Source organism: Stenotrophomonas sp. DR822 (genome assembly GCF_019793815.1).
Taxonomy (GTDB): Bacteria; Pseudomonadota; Gammaproteobacteria; order Xanthomonadales; family Xanthomonadaceae; genus Stenotrophomonas; species Stenotrophomonas indicatrix.
In genome coordinates this window covers 2462023-2478450 of record NZ_CP081826.1, presented here as the reverse complement: position 1 = coordinate 2478450, position 16428 = coordinate 2462023, and the positions used below count along the sequence as shown (strand labels likewise).

The window sequence follows — 16428 nt, the reverse complement described above, 5'->3', positions numbered from 1 at the left end:
GGCCGCTGGCCGGCATCAGCGCATCAGGCAACGATCAGCGTCACGTCGATGTTGCCGCGGGTCGCGTTGGAGTACGGGCAGACGATGTGTGCCTTCTGCACCAGTTCTTCCACCTGCTCGCGCGGCACGCCCGGCACGTTGATGGTCAGCTCGGCTTCGATGCCGAAACCGGTCGGGATCTGGCCGATACCCACCTTGCCGGTCACGGTGGTGTCGGCCGGCAGCGCGACCTTGGCCTGGCCGGCGACGAACTTCAGTGCGCCCAGGAAGCAGGCCGAATAGCCGGCCGCAAACAGCTGTTCCGGGTTGGTGCCCGGGCCGCCAGCGCCGCCCAGCTCGCGCGGGGTCGACAGCTGGATGTCCAGCACGTTGTCAGAGGACACGGAACGGCCTTCGCGGCCGCCGGTGGAGGTGGCCTGGGCGGTGTACAGAACCTTTTCGATGGACATCGGGATGCTCCTGGTCAGTGGGTGGGTGGTGCGTTGGAGCCTACTTTGCCCGGATTTTGCAGACGGTGGGTGACAGTTCGTCTGCAAAACTTGACGGATCGTCCGCCGGGCCTAGATCGTCCATTCCCGGTCGGTAGTGAACATGATGGTCAGCCAGCGGTCCGGCGACGATTCGCCCAGCGCATCGCCGATCTCGTCACGCAGGTGATCCCACTCCAGCAGGGGCCGCGGCGGATCATCCTCACGCACCACGAAGAACAGCTCGATCTGCTCGCCCCGGCCCACCTGCGCCACGTAGCTGCGGTGCTCGACGAAGCCATGCTTTGCAACGATTGCCCGCGCCACCGCATCCACATGCGCCTGCAGTTCGGGCGGAGTGACCAGCAGGATCCCGGCCAGCGCGCGCCGCACGGTGCCCAATGGCGCGATCATCACCAGCACGCAGACGAAGGCGAGGATGGCCGGATCGATGTACGGCCCCACCCATGCCCACGACGTGTCGTGCACCAGCACACCGCCTAGGAAAGCAGCCAGGTAGCAGGCCGACATGCTCGCGGCGATCACCCAGTTCTTCGCATCCAGTGCGATGAACTCCGAACCGATGCGACGGTTCGCACGCAGCACGAACCACGCCAGCGCGCTTTCAGCCACGATCGACAGTGCCGCGAAGATGATTGCCGGGCCAAGCGCGATCTGTCGCCCACCCGACATCAGCGCATCGACTGCATTGACCAGTGCGTACAACGCCGCACCGATCATCAACGTACCGCTCACGCCCAGCACGATCGGCTCCAGGTGCCAGAAGCCCATGGTGAAGCGCTGGTTGAGTCGTGACTGCAACGCATCGGTCTGCGTGGACAGCGCGATCAGCCGCGCGACCAGCAGTGACAGCCATGTCATCACCACGTCGATCAGGCCGTAGATGCCATCGAAGATGATCAGCGATGAATTGGCCAGCAGGCCGAATACCACTGCGGCAGCCGCCAGCAGCAGCGAAGCGGCAATGGACAGCCGCAGCACACCCTGCTCGGTTGCCGGGTTGAAGAAGTGCGGTCGGTCAGTGGTCATGCCGCGATTGTAGAGCGCAGCCATGCTCCGCTGCTTCCAGAAGGCGCCTCGCTACCCCGGCGGCGGATGTTCCCGTAGACTGCGCCCCTTCCACGCTCCCCGACGACGCACTGCAGTGACCACGCCACCCTGACCCTTGCCGCCCCTTGGCAGCCGGCCCAACCGGCTCAGGAACCCGCGTCCTTCCACTGCAGCGCCACGTGGCTTCGCCCGCGTGTGTGCGGAGTTTTCCCATGCAAACGTCCTATCCCCTGCGCCAGCAATGGCTCGGCAACCTTCGTGGTGATCTGCTGTCCGGCACCGTCGTCGCCCTGGCGCTGATTCCCGAAGCCATCGCGTTCTCGTTGATCGCCGGCGTCGACCCCAAGGTCGGCCTGTACGCTGCTTTTTCCATTGCCGTCATCACCGCGATGGCAGGCGGCCGCCCCGGCATGATCTCCGCCGCCACCGGCGCGATGGCGCTGGTGATGGTCGACCTGGTCCGTGACCACGGCCTGCAGTACCTGTTTGCCGCCAGCATCCTGGCCGGCCTGCTGCAGGTGCTGGCCGGCGTGTTCAAGCTGGGCTCGCTGATGCGCTTCGTCTCGCGCTCGGTCATCACCGGCTTCGTCAATGCGTTGGCGATCCTGATCTTCTTGGCCCAGATGCCCGAGCTGATCGGCCGCGGCCCCACCGTGTACGTGCTGTGCGCTGCCGCGTTGGCGATCATCTACCTGCTGCCGCGCATCACCCGCGCAGTGCCTTCGCCGCTGGTGGCGATCATCGTGCTCACCGCCGTGGTCATCGGCTTCGGCATCGATGTACGCAGCGTGGGCGACATGGGCCAGCTGCCCGACAGCCTGCCGTACTTCCTCATCCCCGATGTGCCCTTCACCTGGGAAACGCTGCGCATCCTGCTGCCGGTGTCAGCCACCCTGGCGGTGGTCGGCCTGCTCGAATCGATGATGACCCTGCAGATCGTCGAGGACATCACCGAGACGCCCAGTGAGCGCAACCGCGAGTGCGTCGGCCAGGGCCTGGCCAACACGGTCACCGGTTTCCTCGGTGGCATGGCCGGCTGCGCGATGATCGGCCAGTCGGTGATCAACGTGACCTCCGGTGGGCGAGGCCGCCTGTCCTGCCTGGTGGCTGGCGTGCTGCTGCTGGTGCTGGTGGTATACGGCAGCGACCTGGTGCGGCAGATCCCGATGGCCGCACTGGTGGCGGTGATGATCATGGTCAGCATCGGCACCTTCAGCTGGCGCTCGCTGCGCGACCTGCGCACGCATCCGCGCAGCTCGTCGGCCGTGATGCTGTTGACCGTGGTCGTCACTGTGGCCACCCACGATCTGGCCAAGGGTGTGCTCAGCGGCGTGCTGTTGTCTGCCCTGTTCTTCGCCCGCAAGGTGGGCCGCATGCTCGACGTGCAACGCGAAGACGTTGCGGACATGGACATGCAGGTTTACCGCGTGCGCGGCCAGGTATTCTTCGCCTCCGCCGGGCAGCTGGGTGCGGCGTTCGATTACCAGCACGTGACGTCGAAAGTGCAGATCGACCTGCGTGATGCCCATCTGTGGGACCTGACTGCCGTGGCTGCGCTGCAACGCGCGCAGGAAAAGCTGGCCGCGCATGGTGCCGAGGTCAGTGTTGTCGGCCTCAATGCCGCCAGCCAGACGCTGATCGAACAGGTGGGGGGCAGGAGCAGCGCGCACTGATGGACGCTTGCTGTTTTCGTCTGCAAGTTTTCTGATTGAGGCCCGCCTTCACCGGATGCACTGTGATTTCGTGCATTCGGCACAGATCGGAAAAGGACGAGAGATGATCGAAGTACGTGTGTTTCCGGCACTTCTGTACTCCGCACTGGGGCTTGGCTTGACGGCGCTATCGCCCATTGCGGTTGCGACCTCGCCCCGCGTCATCATCGAACATGTGTCCCACCACCGCGCAGGAACCGCTGAGGCGGCGGCGATCGCACGGTGGCTGGACAGCATCCCGGATGCGGATCGGCGGACGATGGAGCTGGGCACGATTACGGTGCAGCAGCGCCGGCTCCCCTCCGATGCGCGGGCCTCTGTCGCAGTGGCCCCTCCCGTTCCGCTTCCGGCCTCGGGTGCTGCCGGTGAGAAGATCACCATCACCAATGAGCTTCCCGGTGGCTTCGTGGAAACCTGGACATTCCAGTGGGGTGCGGGGGAGGCTGGGGGCGGTTGGAAGCAGACCGATTACGAAACGCACGCGCCGATCGTGCAGCCTGATCGGCCCAACGAACTGTGATGGAGCGGTGGTGGCCGGTCGCAGCAGGCCACCGCCCGCCAAAGTTGGTCGCGTCAAGCTTTTGCGACGCCGCCCGCGCAGGCTGAATCCAGTCAGCCATCTGAAACCGCCGCTGTCGTAGGATCTGCACCGTGATCGGGGCCGATGGACGGACCCTCCCGGCCGGCACCCGCTGGCCACACGCAAGGCAGATGCAAGCAATGCAGGCAATGGATGCCCATGGGGGCAATGAACAGATCGCCTCCGGCCGTCGGTACTGGAAGGTGCTGGCCCTGTGCCTGGCGCTCACCGCGTGCCAGGCGCCTTCTACCCCGGCATCGGCCGAAGCGGCGGCCGCTGCCGGTTCCGCTCGCCGCGGCAGCGCCGGCAGCGACCCCCAACCCAGCGTCTGGTGATTCCTCCGGGTACCCCGATGCGTCCTACACGGACGGTCGCCTGCGCCCTGCTTATGGCTGGTGCGTGGATGGCGTGGAGGATGCGGGCAAGCTGCAGGCCTGCGGCAAGGATGAACTGGCCTATCAGGAAGGGCGCCTGCAGGAGGGTGCCAGCAAGACTGTTACCGGGCTCGACGCTGCTGCGAAGCAGGCGTTCCTTGCCACCCAGGTGACCTGGCGCAGCGATACCGACCGTCATTGCGCCGCTCCGACCAATGCCGGTGTGGATGACCTGCAGAAGGCACAGGAGTGCCGCCTGTTCCGCGTGGCCAACCGTGCCGACGCATTGATGGCGCAGAGCGCCCCGCCCGATACCTCCTACACCCAGGCAACGCTTCGACCGGAATTCATCCGCTGTGTGCAGCAGGCCCGTGGCATGAACGACCATATCCAGGCCTGCGGCGATACCGAGCTGGCCTACCACCAGACGCAGCTGCAGGCCGAAGTGGCGCGCCTGATGAACGGCCCCGACAGTCCGGCCAAGGACCGCTGGATGGACGAACAGGCCACTTGGGCCGAGGACACCGACAAGCGCTGCAGCCCGGCTACAGAGAGCGTGGGCCAGGCGCTGGACGCGCAGTCGTGCCTCATCAACCGCTACGCCAACCGCGCGGTGGAACTGCAGGCGCGCGAGCGCCGTTGATGTCAGCTGAAACCTGAATTCAGTCAGGCATCGGCATTCTTCGCTGGCGTAGCATCCTCACCGTGATGGGTCCGATGGACGGCTCCTCTTTGCCGACCCACCCGGCGACTCACCAGGGAGAAGCAAGCAATGCAAGCCTTGAGCGCGCCTGCGCGCATTGATCGATCCGCCTTTGAAATCCGACGCGGAATTGCGCTGGTGCTGTGCCTGTTGCTGGGCGCCTGCCAGGCCCCTTCGGCCGACAGCGCCACGGTTGCCGCTGCCGCCAGCGCAGATGAGCCCACACCGGCAGCCACATCGACACCGGCCAGCGCGACGCCTGCAACTACAGCCGCAGATGCCGACGCGGATGCCGATGACTTTCCCGCGCCGCTGCCCGATGCCTCCTACACCCAGGCCAACCTGCGTCCTGCGTACACCCGTTGCGTGGACGCCAGCGAAGCGGTGACAGCACGCCTGCAGGCATGTGGCGACGAGGAGTTGAGTTACCAGGAAGACCGCTTGGCCGAGATCGTTGCCGGTGTCGTGGCAAGTCCCGACAGCAAGGCCAAGGATGACTGGATGGATGCGCAGGCTGCCTGGTGGTCGGACACCAATCGCCATTGCCGCTGGGATCCCAAAACCGATGGCCAGGGCCAGAGGCTGGACGCGCAGTCGTGCCGCATCAACCGCGTGGCCAACCGCGTTGACCAGCTGCAGGCCGCTGCACGGAGCAAGTGACCTCAATCCACCGCATTGCCAACTGAGAGGAGTCCTTCGACATGGATGTAGTGACCGACGCAAGGAAGGCGATGGAACACTGGCATCGCGGCCAGACCTCCGCCCGTTTTGAAACCGACAACCGTGGTCCAGGCTGGATTTCCTCGGGCAAGGGTGACCATGGCGGCGTGTCCTATGGTAGCTACCAGTTCGCCAGCGCCGTTGGCGGGGTGGACGAGTACCTGAAGTCGTCCCGCTATGCGGACCAGTTCCACGGCCTGAAGCCTGCGACGGAGGCCTTCAGCGAGCGCTGGAAAGCGGTGGCCGCACGCGACGAAAAGGGCTTCGCCCAGGAACAGCACGATTTCATCCAGCACCAGTATTACGACGTGCAGATGGATCGCCTGAAGAAGGTCGGCGTGGACCTGCAAGGTCGCGGCCCTGCCGTGCAGGACGCGCTGTGGAGCACGTCGGTGCAGTATCGCAACATGACCCGTGGTGTATTCCAGAATGGCCTGAAACAAGCCTATGGTGATGATTACAAGCTGTCCGATCTGAGTGACGAGCAGATTGTCCGGGCCGTGCAGGATTACAAGCACGCCAACGTCCAGCGCCATTTCGAGAGCTCGCCCAAGCAGTGGGATTCGCTGCGCGAGCGCACGCTCAATGAAAAGTCCGAGCGGGTTGCGCTGGCGCGCTACGACAAAATCAACCACGACCCGCAGCCGTACCGGGGCAAGACCTACGAACAGGCGTTCGGCGAGCCGGCGCATCGTCAGTCCGCCGCGCGCCCGGCACGTGCACCGATGGCCGACGGTGTGCTGGTGCAGGGCGAACGCGGCAATGAAGTGCTCGCGCTGCAGCAGAAGCTGGCGCAGGCCGGCTACACCGGTGTGGATGGCAAGGTGCTGAAGCCCGACGGCGATTTCGGCAGCGATACCTACCACGCGGTGCGTCAGTTCCAGAAGGCGCATGGGCTGGAAGAAGACGGCAAGGCGGGGCGTGACACGCTGTCTGCACTGAACGCCGGGGTTCGCCCACCCGCACAGACACCGGCACCGCCATCGGTACCCTCGCCAGAACGCCACGAGCCGAAGGCGCCCTCTACGGATGGTGCGCCGCTGGCGGCCGCCCCCGGTGGCGGCCGCATCACGGTGATCGAGCCCTACGGCAATGTCACCAGCAACCGCACGCTGGCCCACGGCATCAGTGGCGAAACGGCCTATCGCGAACTGAAGATCCATCACCCCAACACCAATGCCGAAGCCGTGCGCACCGGCGATGCCCGCAAGGCCGACCGCCAATCGGGCATGGTCGAAGGCGAGATGGAGAACATCCGTACACGTGAGGACAAGAATGACATTCCGCTGGTGCGCAAGGACCTGATCCTCACCGATCGCCTGGGCAGTCGCGATGTGATGATTCCGAACCCGGTGGCCGGCTACGCGCAGTTCAACAAGGACGCGACCAATTCGATCAGCCTCTACAGCCACCCGGCCGGCGATCCGCGCCGTGAGCTGGTAGGCCAGGTGCTGCACGGCGCCGCCGGCACGTCGCCCTACAAGAACGGTGACTTCGTCGAGTACGGCGCCCCGCTGATCCAGCAGTCGAACGCCGGCAGCAAACCGGTGCACGCGCATATCGAAGTGGAGCCAGCGCAGTTCCGCCGCTACCTCGGCGACATGCTCAACGACCGCATCACCCTCGGCGGCAAGGTACTCGCGCAGGGGCCGGAAGCAGCGCAGGCCGCACGCGCCACGCAGCAGGCGCCGATGGCCGACGGCATGCTGGTGAAGGGCGAACGCGGCGATGAGGTCAAGGCGCTGCAGGGCAAGCTGGCCGCGCTGGGTTACACCGCCGCCGACGGCAAGGCGCTGGGTACCGATGGCATCTTCGGCAAGGACACGCTGGCAGCGGTCAAGCAATTCCAGGCCAACAACGGCCTGGAGCAGGATGGCAAGGCCGGCCGCCAGACCCTGGCGCGCCTGGACGACCCGGCCGCAGTGAAAGCCGGCGCGCAGACCGCCGCCGCCCCGGCACGCGCCGAACCGACCGCACCGGCAGCGCCCAGCATGCGCGATCCTTCGCATGCCGAGAATCCGCGCTTCAACCAGGCCCTGGAGAAACTACAGGAGCTGCAGCAGCAGCGCGTGCAGGCTGGCCTGTGCCCGCTGTTCGCCAATGCACAGGAAACCGAACGCGCCGCCGGCCAGCTGGCCTACGAGAGCAAGGTCGCCGGCATGCGCCAGATCGACCATGTGGTCGCACGCCCCGATGGCAGCGGCTTGTTCGCCGTGCAGGGCAATGTCGGCGACCCGGCTGCGCAGCGCACCTTCGTCGACAGCCGACAGGCCGTGTCGCAGTCGGTCGAGGCCAGCACCCGCCAGACCGAGGAACTGGATGTCCAGTTCAACCAACGCGTGCAGGAACAGCAGCAGGAGCAGGTGCGCAACCGCGGCCTGTAAGCCTGCTGCACTGTGGCCGAAGTCTCCGGGCCCAACGCCCCGGGGCCTTCTGTCGATTCATTCTGCAGGGTCGACCCGCCGGTACACCCCGAACTGGGTCCTGCGCTGGCCCATCGGGATGATCAGGGCCAGCAGGACTGCGCCTCCGTCCACCTGCTTCACCACCAGGTCGTTTTCCACCGTGCAGGACAGTTCCACGCGCGACCAGACGCAGCCGGCGCCGGCCTCGCCCGGTTTGCACGATGACCACCGGTTGATGACCAGCTGTTCTCCTTCGGCGCTGTAGCTCTTGCTGGAAGCGCTGCCTGCAGCCTCGATGCCGGTGCCGTCGGCGGCATGGAAGCGGGCCACCAGCCGGCTCGCCTCCTGGCGGATCGTGACCTGGTGGATGTCCTTGTTGTAGACGCCAAAGAGCCTGGAAAGCGCGCCGATGGGCGCATTTTCCTGTCCTGCCGACAGGTAGGACGGCCGGTTGTCGAAGGTGGCGCCTTCGGTGAAGTCGCATCGTGGGCCGAGCTTGATCTCCGCGAGGCGCGTGTCGCGGACGCTGCTGCAACCACTGCCCAAGGCCAGCACCGTCAGCAGGGTGAGGCAGGCGAGGCCAGAGCCCGCCAGCGAGGATGCAGTCGGTTTCATTGTGGCTTCCCTTCCAACAGATGCGGTGCAACAGGAACTCGCGTACCGAGTATCCCCACGCAAGGGCGGCAGCGGCAACCCGGCCTGCATCCCCGGCTGCCCGCCGCCATTCATCCGCCCGGTGTAAACTATTGATCTCACTGGCAATGCCAGTCTCCACGATCAACCGCCCGATGACGTCCGCCACCGCCCGTTACGCCGATTCCCTGCGCCTGTCCGTCGCCCCGATGATGGACTGGACCGACCGCCATTGCCGGGTGTTCCACCGCCTGCTGGCGCCGGGTGCGCGGCTGTACACCGAAATGGTGCACGCCAATGCGGTCATCCATGGCGATCGCCCGCGCCTGCTCGGTTTCGATGCCAGCGAACAGCCGCTGGCACTGCAGCTCGGTGGCAGCGATCCGGCCCTGTTGGCGCAGGCCGCGCGCATCGCCGCCGACTGGGGCTACGACGAGGTCAACCTCAACTGCGGCTGCCCGTCCGACCGCGTGCAGGCCGGGCGTTTCGGCGCCTGCCTGATGCGCGAGCCGGTGCTGGTGGCCGAATGCGTGTCGGCCATGGTCGAGGCAGTGGACATCCCGGTGACGGTGAAATGCCGCCTGGGCGTGGACGAGGACGACAACTACGAGGTATTCGCCAGTTTCGTCGACCGCCAGGTCGAGGCCGGCGCCGCGATGGTGGTGGTGCACGCCCGCAATGCCTGGCTGAAGGGCCTGTCGCCGAAGGAGAACCGCGAGGTTCCGCCGTTGAAGTACGACTGGGCCTACCGGCTGAAGCAGGAGCGCCCGGCACTGCCGGTGGTGCTCAATGGTGGCCTGGCCAGCATCGAGGCGGTGCAGGCGCAGGCCGCGCACGTCGATGGCGTCATGCTCGGTCGCGCGGCGTACCACGACCCCTACCTGCTGCATCAGCTGGAAGCGCTGCAGACCGGCGCGCCGCTGCGTCCGCGCGGCGAGCTGCTGCGCGCCCTGCGCCCGTACATCGAAGCCCGCCTGGGCGAGGGCCTGGCCCTCAAGCACATCACCCGCCACATCCTCGGCCTGTTCCACGGCCAGCCCGGCGGCCGCGCATTCCGCCAGGTGCTGAGCGAGGGCGCCCATCGCCCCGGTGCCGACTGGATGTTGGTCGAGCAGGCGCTGGCAGTCACCGAACGCGAAGCCGACCGCGCCGCTGCGTGACGTCAGTCACATTCCTGACTTGACAAGGGCGGCCGTTTCGTCCCGAATGTTCACTTAGATGAACAGCGGTCTGGAGCATCTGGAAAAGTTCAGACCGGATTCACTGCCCGAAACCAAGAATTTGCAAAAGATTTGTAAAACGCCGGGTTTCATTCCGGTGCCCGGATTTACGACTTTTGAACGAATCGCCGTGCTCGGCTAGGATCGCATCGATGTCTTCCGCTCCCTTCCACCGCTGTATTGCCCTGGCCACCTGCGTGGTCCTGGCGGCTGCCCCGCTGTCTTCGGCGCTGGCGCAGGACCCGCAGCGGGAACAGGGGCGCGCAGAAATGATGGAGCGTGGAGGCCGTGGCGCCAGCAACGAGCGCTCGCTGTCCGATGCCGTGCGCCGCGTGCAGCGCACCACCGGTGGCCACATCCTGGGCGCCGAGCGTGTGCCGTTCGATGGTCGTGACATCAACCGGGTCAAATACATGGACGACCGCGGTCGGGTCCGCTACATGGACGACCCCGCCCCGGCACGTTCACAGCCGCGCACGCCGCGGTCGGATATGTCATCACTACGCGGCGATAACCCCTGAACAGGGATAGTTGTCGCTATCAACCCGTACCCACAGGCCTCCGGGCCGCACCCAGCACACTAGGGAGAGTTCATGCGTATCCTTCTGGTCGAAGACGAAGCCCCGCTGCGTGAGACCCTGGCAGCCCGGCTCAAGCGCGAAGGTTTTGCCGTCGATGCAGCGCAGGACGGCGAAGAAGGCCTGTACATGGGCCGCGAAGTGCCGTTCGACGTCGGCATCATCGACCTTGGCCTGCCCAAGATGTCGGGCATGGAGCTGATCAAGGCCCTGCGCGACGAAGGCAAGAAGTTCCCGGTGCTGATCCTGACCGCGCGTTCGAGCTGGCAGGACAAGGTCGAGGGCCTGAAGCAGGGCGCCGACGATTACCTGGTCAAGCCGTTCCATGTGGAAGAGCTGCTGGCCCGCGTCAACGCGCTGCTGCGCCGCGCCGCCGGCTGGAGCAAGCCGACCCTGGAATGCGGTCCGGTTGCTTTGGATCTGGCCGCGCAGACCGTCAGCGTGGCCGGCAGCAATGTCGACCTCACCAGCTACGAGTACAAGGTGCTGGAGTACCTGATGATGCATGCCGGTGAACTGGTCTCCAAGGCCGACCTCACCGAGCACATCTACCAGCAGGACTTCGATCGTGACTCGAACGTGCTGGAAGTGTTCATCGGCCGCCTGCGCAAGAAGCTGGACCCGGATGGCGAACTGAAGCCGATCGAGACCGTGCGCGGTCGTGGCTACCGTTTCGCGATTCCGCGCAACGAGGGCTGAGGCCTTCAGCAGGCGATAAACGATGTCCGGCCGTCTGTGGTTCTTCCGACGCTGGCGGCCGCGCTCTCTGCAGGCGCGCCAGATGTTCGCCGCGTCCGTGGGTCTGGTCGCGTTCCTGGCCCTGGCCGGTTACGCGCTTGATGCCGCCTTCGCCGATACGGCGAAGGCGAACCTGCGCGAGCGCCTGAAGAACTATGCCACCGCCTATGCGGCCGGCATCGACTTCACCCGCGACCGCTCGCTGTACATCCGCGAGCAGCCGCCGGATCCGCGTTTCGACGTGCCCGGCAGCGGCCTGTACCTGCAGGTCGTCATGCCCGACGGCAAGGGCAATTCGATGTCCGCCGAAGGCCCGATGCTGCCCACCGTCGGCGGTGGCCTGCTGGCCCCGCGCCAGGAAGTGTTCGAAGGCCCGCTGCCGATGATCCAGATCGACGGCAGCCAGGGCTCGGTGTACCGCTACGGCTTGGGCCTGGTGTGGGATGCCGACGCCGACCCCGCCACCGAATTCCCATACACCATCTACGTGATGGAAGACTCGCGCGCGCTGGGTGCGCAGCTGCGCGTGTTCCGCAGCCGGGTCTGGTTCTACCTGGGCGGCATCGGCCTGATCCTGCTGCTGCTGCAGACGGTCATCCTGCAGTGGAGCCTGCGCCCGTTGCGGCGGGTGATCACCGAACTGACCAAGGTCCAGCGCGGCGAGACCGAGCGCATGAGCGAGCGCCACCCGCGCGAGCTTGAGCCGTTGACCGACAGCATCAATGCCTTCATCGAGGGCGAGCGTGAGAACCTGGAACGCCAGCGCAACACCCTGGCCGACCTGGCGCACAGCCTGAAGACGCCGATTGCGGTGCTGCGTACGCAGATGGACAGCGGCGCCGGCGATGGCGCCCTGCGCGAAGAGCTGGACGTGCAGCTGCAGCGCATGAACAACCTGGTGTCCTACCAGCTGGCACGCGCGGCCTCGTCGGGGCACAAGCTGTTCTCGGCACCGCTGCCGATCGAATCCAACGCCGAGGAAATCGTGCGCGGCCTGGAGAAGGTCTACGCGTCCAAGGGCGTGCTGTGCGAATTCGACATCGACCCGGCCGCGCGCTTCCACGGCGAACCAGGTGACCTGCAGGAGCTGCTGGGCAACCTGCTGGAGAACGCGTTCAAGTGGGCCAAGCGCCGCGTGCTGCTGACCGCGCAACCGTTGCCGGCGCCGAATGCGCGTCGCGCCGGTCTGCTGCTGGCGGTGGATGACGATGGCCCGGGCATTGCTCCGGAGGACATCGGCAAGGTGCTGCAGCGAGGCGTGCGCGGCGATGAGCGCGTACAGGGCCACGGCATCGGCCTGTCGATCGTGCAGGACCTGATCAAGGACTACCGCGGCGAGCTGCAGGTGTCCCGTTCCAGCGAACTGGGCGGCGCCCGTTTCGAAGTGCGGCTGCCGCCGGGGCCGTAACGATCCGTTGCAACCCGATCCGGTCGACGTAGACCCTCGGGTAGCGCCGGGCCATGCCCGGCGGACGGATGAATCACCCGACCATTGCCGGCGGCTCACCATAGAACCGCCGCAGATGCGCAGCCACCTCCGGCAACGCTTCGGCCAGCAGGTCCGGCGCAGAGAAGTGGTACTCGCTGGCGACCGCGAAGAACTCTTCCGGCGCCTCGGCCGCATACGGATCGATCCGTGTTTCCACGCCGGCATCCACCTGCGCACAGAACGCGTCGTACGATCTCTGGAAGTCGGCAGCCCACTCGCGTTGCCATGCACGCGGCAACGGCGGCGTGCCGTCCATCGCACCGTCGAGTGCATCCAGCTTGTGCACCATTTCATGCACGGCCACGCAGTAACCCTCATGCGGTGCCGCCAAATCGGCCTGCACATCGGCCCACGAAAGAATCAACGGACCGCTGTCCCACGACTCGCCGATCAGCTCGTCATCCCACTCGTGCAGTACGCCGGCGGCATCCATGTGGCTGCGATGCACGCGGAACGCATCGGGGTAGACGATCAGCTGCGACCAGCCTTCCAGCCCCACCTCGCCGAACTCCAGCAGCGGCAGGCAGCACAGTGCGGCCAGCAGCACGCCATCGGCCGGCTGCAGCTGCAGGTCGCCGATGGGGGAGATGGTCTTCTCATGCAGGAAGCGCGTGGTCAGCGCGCGCAGGCGTGCATGCCGTTCGTCGTCCAGGCCGCGCAACCACGCTGCGCGGTGGCAGGCATCGTTCCAGTGTGCGTCTTCGATCGGCCGCGGCGCGGGCCGCAGCCACTGCAGCAACGACTTGATCAGCGGAACATACCCGGCAGGTAGCTGTGCCACTTCGGCGCACGGATGCGCTGCAGTACATCGTCGTCACCGCCACCACCGCTGCTGGTCGCGGCGGCCGGACGTACCGGTGCCGGCTTTGCGGCCGTCGCTGTCGGCGCGTTTGTCGGTGTGCGCTGCGAGGCTGCATCGCTGGCGGAATAGACGCAGGCGCCACGGTTGTCATCAAGCGCTGCTGTGGCAGACGCCGCGAAGGGCATCGTCAGCAGGATCAGGCAATGGGCATAACGGCGCATTGACGACATCCACGTTAAGGGAAGGTGAGTTCCCGATTCTAGCCCGAACCCGGCGCCAGATTGGAAGCCCGGCGGAACCGGGGCCGGCGGGCGCCGCTGGCGGGTTTCCCGCATAATTCCGTCCTGACCTTGTGGAAGCTGCCGTGGACGATCGCCAATTGCTGGCCAAACTCGCTGCCGGTCGCCTGTCCGGCGACGCCCTGGCCCGTGAGCTGGGCCAGACCCGGGCCGCCATTTGGAAGCGAATTCAAGGGCTTAGGGCCGCCGGCGTCGAGGTTGAAGGGCGCGCAGGCGAGGGCTACGGGCTGACCCGGCCGGTCGACCTGCTGGACGCCGGGGCCATCCGCGCCGGCCTGCCCAAGGAGGCCGCAGCACTGCTGCACGACCTGCAGGTGGCCTGGACGGTGGACTCCACCAACGCCGAATTGCTGCGATGCAGCGCGCCCCAGCGCGGTGTCAGCGTCCTGTTGGCCGAGCGCCAGACTGGCGGCCGTGGCCGTCGAGGGCGCACCTGGGCGTCGCCGCTGGCCGCGCATGTGTATCTGTCGGTGCTGCGCCTGTTCGAGGGTGGCCTCGGCCGCTTGGCCGGGCTGAGCCTGGTCGCCGGCGTCGCCGTGGCCGAAGCCCTGCACGACCTGGGCTACACGCAGGCGCAGCTGAAGTGGCCGAACGATGTGCTGGTCGATGGCCGCAAGCTGGTGGGCCTGCTGGCCGAGGGTGGTGGCGAATACGCCGGCCCGGCGCGTGCAGTGATCGGCATCGGCATCAACGTGCACATGCCGCCGGCCTTCGCCGAACAGATCAACCAGCCGTGGGTGGACCTGGACACACTGGCCGGCGCATCGGTGGATCGCAACACGGTGGTGGCCGCGGTGCTGGCACGCCTGCTGCCGGCGCTGGAGGAATTCGACCGGGAAGGGCTGGCGCCGTTCCTGCCGCGTTACGCAGCGTTCGACATGCTGGCCGGGCGCGAAGTGCGCGTGCAGCTGGATGGCGAATGGCAGCACGGTACCGCGCTCGGCCTGGCTGACGATGGCGCGCTGCGCGTGCGTATCGATGGCCGCGAGCGCCTGCTGCATGCCGGCGAAGTCAGTGTGAGAAAAGCATGAGCGACTGGTTGTTCGATCTGGGCAATTCGCGCTTCAAGTTCGCGCCGTTGCAGGGAGACCGTGCCGGTGATGTGCAGGCCTGGGCGCATGGCGCCGAAGGCCTGGCCGGGCAACCGCCGCACAGCCTGCCCAGTGGCGGCACCGCGTTTGTGGCCAGCGTCGCCGCGCCGTCGCTGACCAGCGCGATGCTGGATCAGCTGCAGCGCCGCTTCGAGCACGTGCATGTGGTGCGCACCAGTGCCCAGTGTGCAGGCGTACGCATTGCCTACGCCAAGCCGGAAAAATTCGGTGTCGACCGCTTCCTGGCGCTGCTGGCTGCCGCCAAGGCACAGCGGCCGGTGCTGGTGGTCGGTGTCGGCACCGCGTTGACCATCGACCTGCTCGATGCCAACGGCCAGCACCACGGTGGACGCATTTCCGCCTCGCCGACCACCATGCGCGAGGCGCTGCATGCGCGCGCGGTGCAGCTGCCGGCCAGCGGCGGTGACTACAGCGAATTCGCCAACGACACCGCCGATGCGCTGGCCTCCGGCTGCGATGGTGCCGCCGTGGCGCTGGTTGAACGCAGCGCCCGCCAGGCACAGGCGCTGCTGGGCGTCATGCCGTCGCTGCTGGTGCATGGCGGGGGCGCACCCGCGCTGATGCCGCTGCTGGACGGCGCCGACTATCACCCCTCGCTGGTGCTGGATGGCCTCGCCCGCTGGGCGGTGCACCAGCCCGCAGGCTAGTATCGGCGCATGCTGACCCGTGCCCTGATCGTCGTGCTGGCGATCCTCAATCTTGGTGTTGCCACCTGGTGGCTGTTGCGCGATGAACCCGCGCGCGCGCCGTTGCCACCGCCCCCGACCGGCGTGGCCGAGCTGCGCTGGTTGCCCGGTGGCACCGATGCGGCCGTGGCCGCGCAGGCCTCGGCCGCGGCACCCACTGAAGCACTGGTGGAGCGTGAGGCAGCGCCGGCTACCGCCGTGGCCGCTGCCCCCGCACCGGCAGCGGCGACACCTGCAGCACCCGGCAAGCCCGCCGAACCAGTGAAGGCGCCTGAGCCGATGGCCGCCGTCGCCAAGCCAGCGCCCGAACCGGTGGCTGAGAAACCCGCAGCCCCGGCCGTACCGCCGCGCTGCCTGGCGCTGGGCCCGTTCGCCGACCGCGCCGCTGCCACCGCTGCGCAGAGCCGTGCGGGCAACCTGTTGAGCCAGGTGCGCCTGCGCGAGCAGCCCGCCGCCAGCGGCAGTGCCCGTTACCGCGTGCTGTTGCCCGCCGCCGCCAGCCGCGATGACGCGCAGGCCACGGTCAAGCGCATCGTCGCTGCTGGGCTGAGCGACTACTACATCATCAGCCAGGGCGACGAGGCCAACGCCATTGCGCTGGGCCAGTACCGCAACCGCGAGGGCGCCGAACGGCGCATGGCCGCGGTGCAGGCCGCCGGCTTCCAGCCGCGCCTGGTGGCCAGTGGTGATGCCGGCCAATGGTGGCTGGAAGGGCAGCTGGCCACCGGCAGCGAACCGGCCCAGGCGCAGCAGCGCAGCGGTGCCGCGCAGCAACGGTCGCTGGAATGCACGCGACTGCGCTAGAATTCCCAAACCACGGCGCTGCCGTCGGCGTTTCA

The 16428-nt window shown here is 66.9% G+C and carries 19 protein-coding genes; 14 read left to right on the top strand and 5 right to left on the bottom strand.

Annotated elements, in window-relative coordinates; all coding sequences use genetic code 11:
* Positions 1–23: 23 nt before the first annotated feature.
* Together K5K93_RS11500 and K5K93_RS11495 are read right to left on the bottom strand one after the other, a co-directional pair.
* Positions 24–449, bottom strand: coding sequence for an organic hydroperoxide resistance protein (locus tag K5K93_RS11500; RefSeq protein ID WP_004153735.1), 426 nt, complete (start codon positions 447–449; stop codon positions 24–26).
* Between the two features lie 111 nt (positions 450–560).
* Entirely contained in the window at positions 561–1541 is a 981-nt protein-coding gene (locus K5K93_RS11495; protein ID WP_222387948.1) for a cation transporter, read from the bottom strand.
* A 209-nt stretch (positions 1542–1750) separates the two neighbouring features.
* On the opposite strand from K5K93_RS11495, the gene K5K93_RS11490 reads away from it, so the two are divergent.
* The 6 genes from K5K93_RS11490 to K5K93_RS11465 all read left to right on the top strand — a co-directional run bounded on the left by K5K93_RS11490 (position 1751) and on the right by K5K93_RS11465 (position 8011).
* A complete protein-coding gene (locus K5K93_RS11490; RefSeq protein WP_222387947.1) occupies positions 1751–3211 on the top strand; it encodes a SulP family inorganic anion transporter in 1461 nt (486 codons plus the stop codon).
* Positions 3212–3314: 103 nt separating this feature from the next.
* Positions 3315–3770 (top strand): hypothetical protein, encoded by a 456-nt coding sequence (locus K5K93_RS11485; RefSeq protein ID WP_222387946.1) that lies wholly within the window; start codon positions 3315–3317, stop codon positions 3768–3770.
* Positions 3771–3979: 209 nt separating this feature from the next.
* Positions 3980–4165 (top strand): hypothetical protein, encoded by a 186-nt coding sequence (locus K5K93_RS11480; protein ID WP_222387945.1) that lies wholly within the window; start codon positions 3980–3982, stop codon positions 4163–4165.
* Between the two features lie 64 nt (positions 4166–4229).
* Complete coding sequence (locus tag K5K93_RS11475) at positions 4230–4847, top strand: lysozyme inhibitor LprI family protein (protein ID WP_222387944.1); 618 nt, start codon at positions 4230–4232, stop codon at positions 4845–4847.
* Positions 4848–4976: 129 nt separating this feature from the next.
* Positions 4977–5567: a lysozyme inhibitor LprI family protein gene (locus K5K93_RS11470; RefSeq protein WP_099844663.1), complete on the top strand. Its 591-nt coding sequence runs from the start codon at positions 4977–4979 to the stop codon at positions 5565–5567.
* 41 nt (positions 5568–5608) lie between these two features.
* On the top strand, positions 5609–8011 hold the full coding sequence (locus K5K93_RS11465) for a peptidoglycan-binding protein (protein WP_222387943.1): 2403 nt from the start codon (positions 5609–5611) through the stop codon (positions 8009–8011).
* A 57-nt stretch (positions 8012–8068) separates the two neighbouring features.
* Here the strand turns inward: K5K93_RS11465 and K5K93_RS11460 are convergent, their stop codons facing one another.
* Positions 8069–8647 carry a hypothetical protein gene (locus K5K93_RS11460; RefSeq protein WP_222387942.1) on the bottom strand — a complete coding sequence of 193 codons (579 nt, stop codon included), beginning with the start codon at positions 8645–8647 and terminating at the stop codon, positions 8069–8071.
* Positions 8648–8793: 146 nt separating this feature from the next.
* Here K5K93_RS11460 and dusA point away from each other — a divergent pair, with 146 nt between their 5' ends.
* The 5 genes from dusA to K5K93_RS11435 all read left to right on the top strand — a co-directional run bounded on the left by dusA (position 8794) and on the right by K5K93_RS11435 (position 12609).
* Entirely contained in the window at positions 8794–9825 is a 1032-nt protein-coding gene (dusA, locus tag K5K93_RS11455; RefSeq protein ID WP_222387941.1) for a tRNA dihydrouridine(20/20a) synthase DusA, read from the top strand.
* 58 nt (positions 9826–9883) lie between these two features.
* Entirely contained in the window at positions 9884–10027 is a 144-nt protein-coding gene (locus K5K93_RS11450) for a hypothetical protein (protein ID WP_222387940.1), read from the top strand.
* Positions 10028–10037: 10 nt separating this feature from the next.
* Positions 10038–10406 carry a hypothetical protein gene (locus K5K93_RS11445; RefSeq protein ID WP_025878314.1) on the top strand — a complete coding sequence of 123 codons (369 nt, stop codon included), beginning with the start codon at positions 10038–10040 and terminating at the stop codon, positions 10404–10406.
* Positions 10407–10478: 72 nt separating this feature from the next.
* Positions 10479–11162 carry a response regulator transcription factor gene (locus K5K93_RS11440; RefSeq protein WP_004136763.1) on the top strand — a complete coding sequence of 228 codons (684 nt, stop codon included), beginning with the start codon at positions 10479–10481 and terminating at the stop codon, positions 11160–11162.
* Positions 11163–11184: 22 nt separating this feature from the next.
* A complete protein-coding gene (locus tag K5K93_RS11435; RefSeq protein ID WP_032978238.1) occupies positions 11185–12609 on the top strand; it encodes a sensor histidine kinase in 1425 nt (474 codons plus the stop codon).
* Between the two features lie 73 nt (positions 12610–12682).
* On the opposite strand, the gene K5K93_RS11430 is transcribed toward K5K93_RS11435, so the two are convergent.
* Positions 12683–13471 carry a M90 family metallopeptidase gene (locus K5K93_RS11430; RefSeq protein WP_193600430.1) on the bottom strand — a complete coding sequence of 263 codons (789 nt, stop codon included), beginning with the start codon at positions 13469–13471 and terminating at the stop codon, positions 12683–12685.
* Positions 13438–13713 (bottom strand): hypothetical protein, encoded by a 276-nt coding sequence (locus K5K93_RS11425; protein ID WP_093820751.1) that lies wholly within the window; start codon positions 13711–13713, stop codon positions 13438–13440. The genes K5K93_RS11430 and K5K93_RS11425 overlap by 34 nt, the downstream gene beginning before the upstream one ends.
* Before the next feature lie 143 nt (positions 13714–13856).
* On the opposite strand from K5K93_RS11425, the gene birA reads away from it, so the two are divergent.
* The 3 genes from birA to K5K93_RS11410 are packed head-to-tail and all read left to right on the top strand — an operon-like array spanning position 13857 to position 16393.
* Complete coding sequence (birA, locus tag K5K93_RS11420; protein WP_222387939.1) at positions 13857–14822, top strand: bifunctional biotin--[acetyl-CoA-carboxylase] ligase/biotin operon repressor BirA; 966 nt, start codon at positions 13857–13859, stop codon at positions 14820–14822.
* Entirely contained in the window at positions 14819–15550 is a 732-nt protein-coding gene (locus K5K93_RS11415) for a type III pantothenate kinase (protein ID WP_222387938.1), read from the top strand. The genes birA and K5K93_RS11415 overlap by 4 nt, the downstream gene beginning before the upstream one ends.
* Positions 15551–15559: 9 nt before the next feature.
* Complete coding sequence (locus K5K93_RS11410; protein WP_222387937.1) at positions 15560–16393, top strand: SPOR domain-containing protein; 834 nt, start codon at positions 15560–15562, stop codon at positions 16391–16393.
* Positions 16394–16428: the final 35 nt, after the last annotated feature.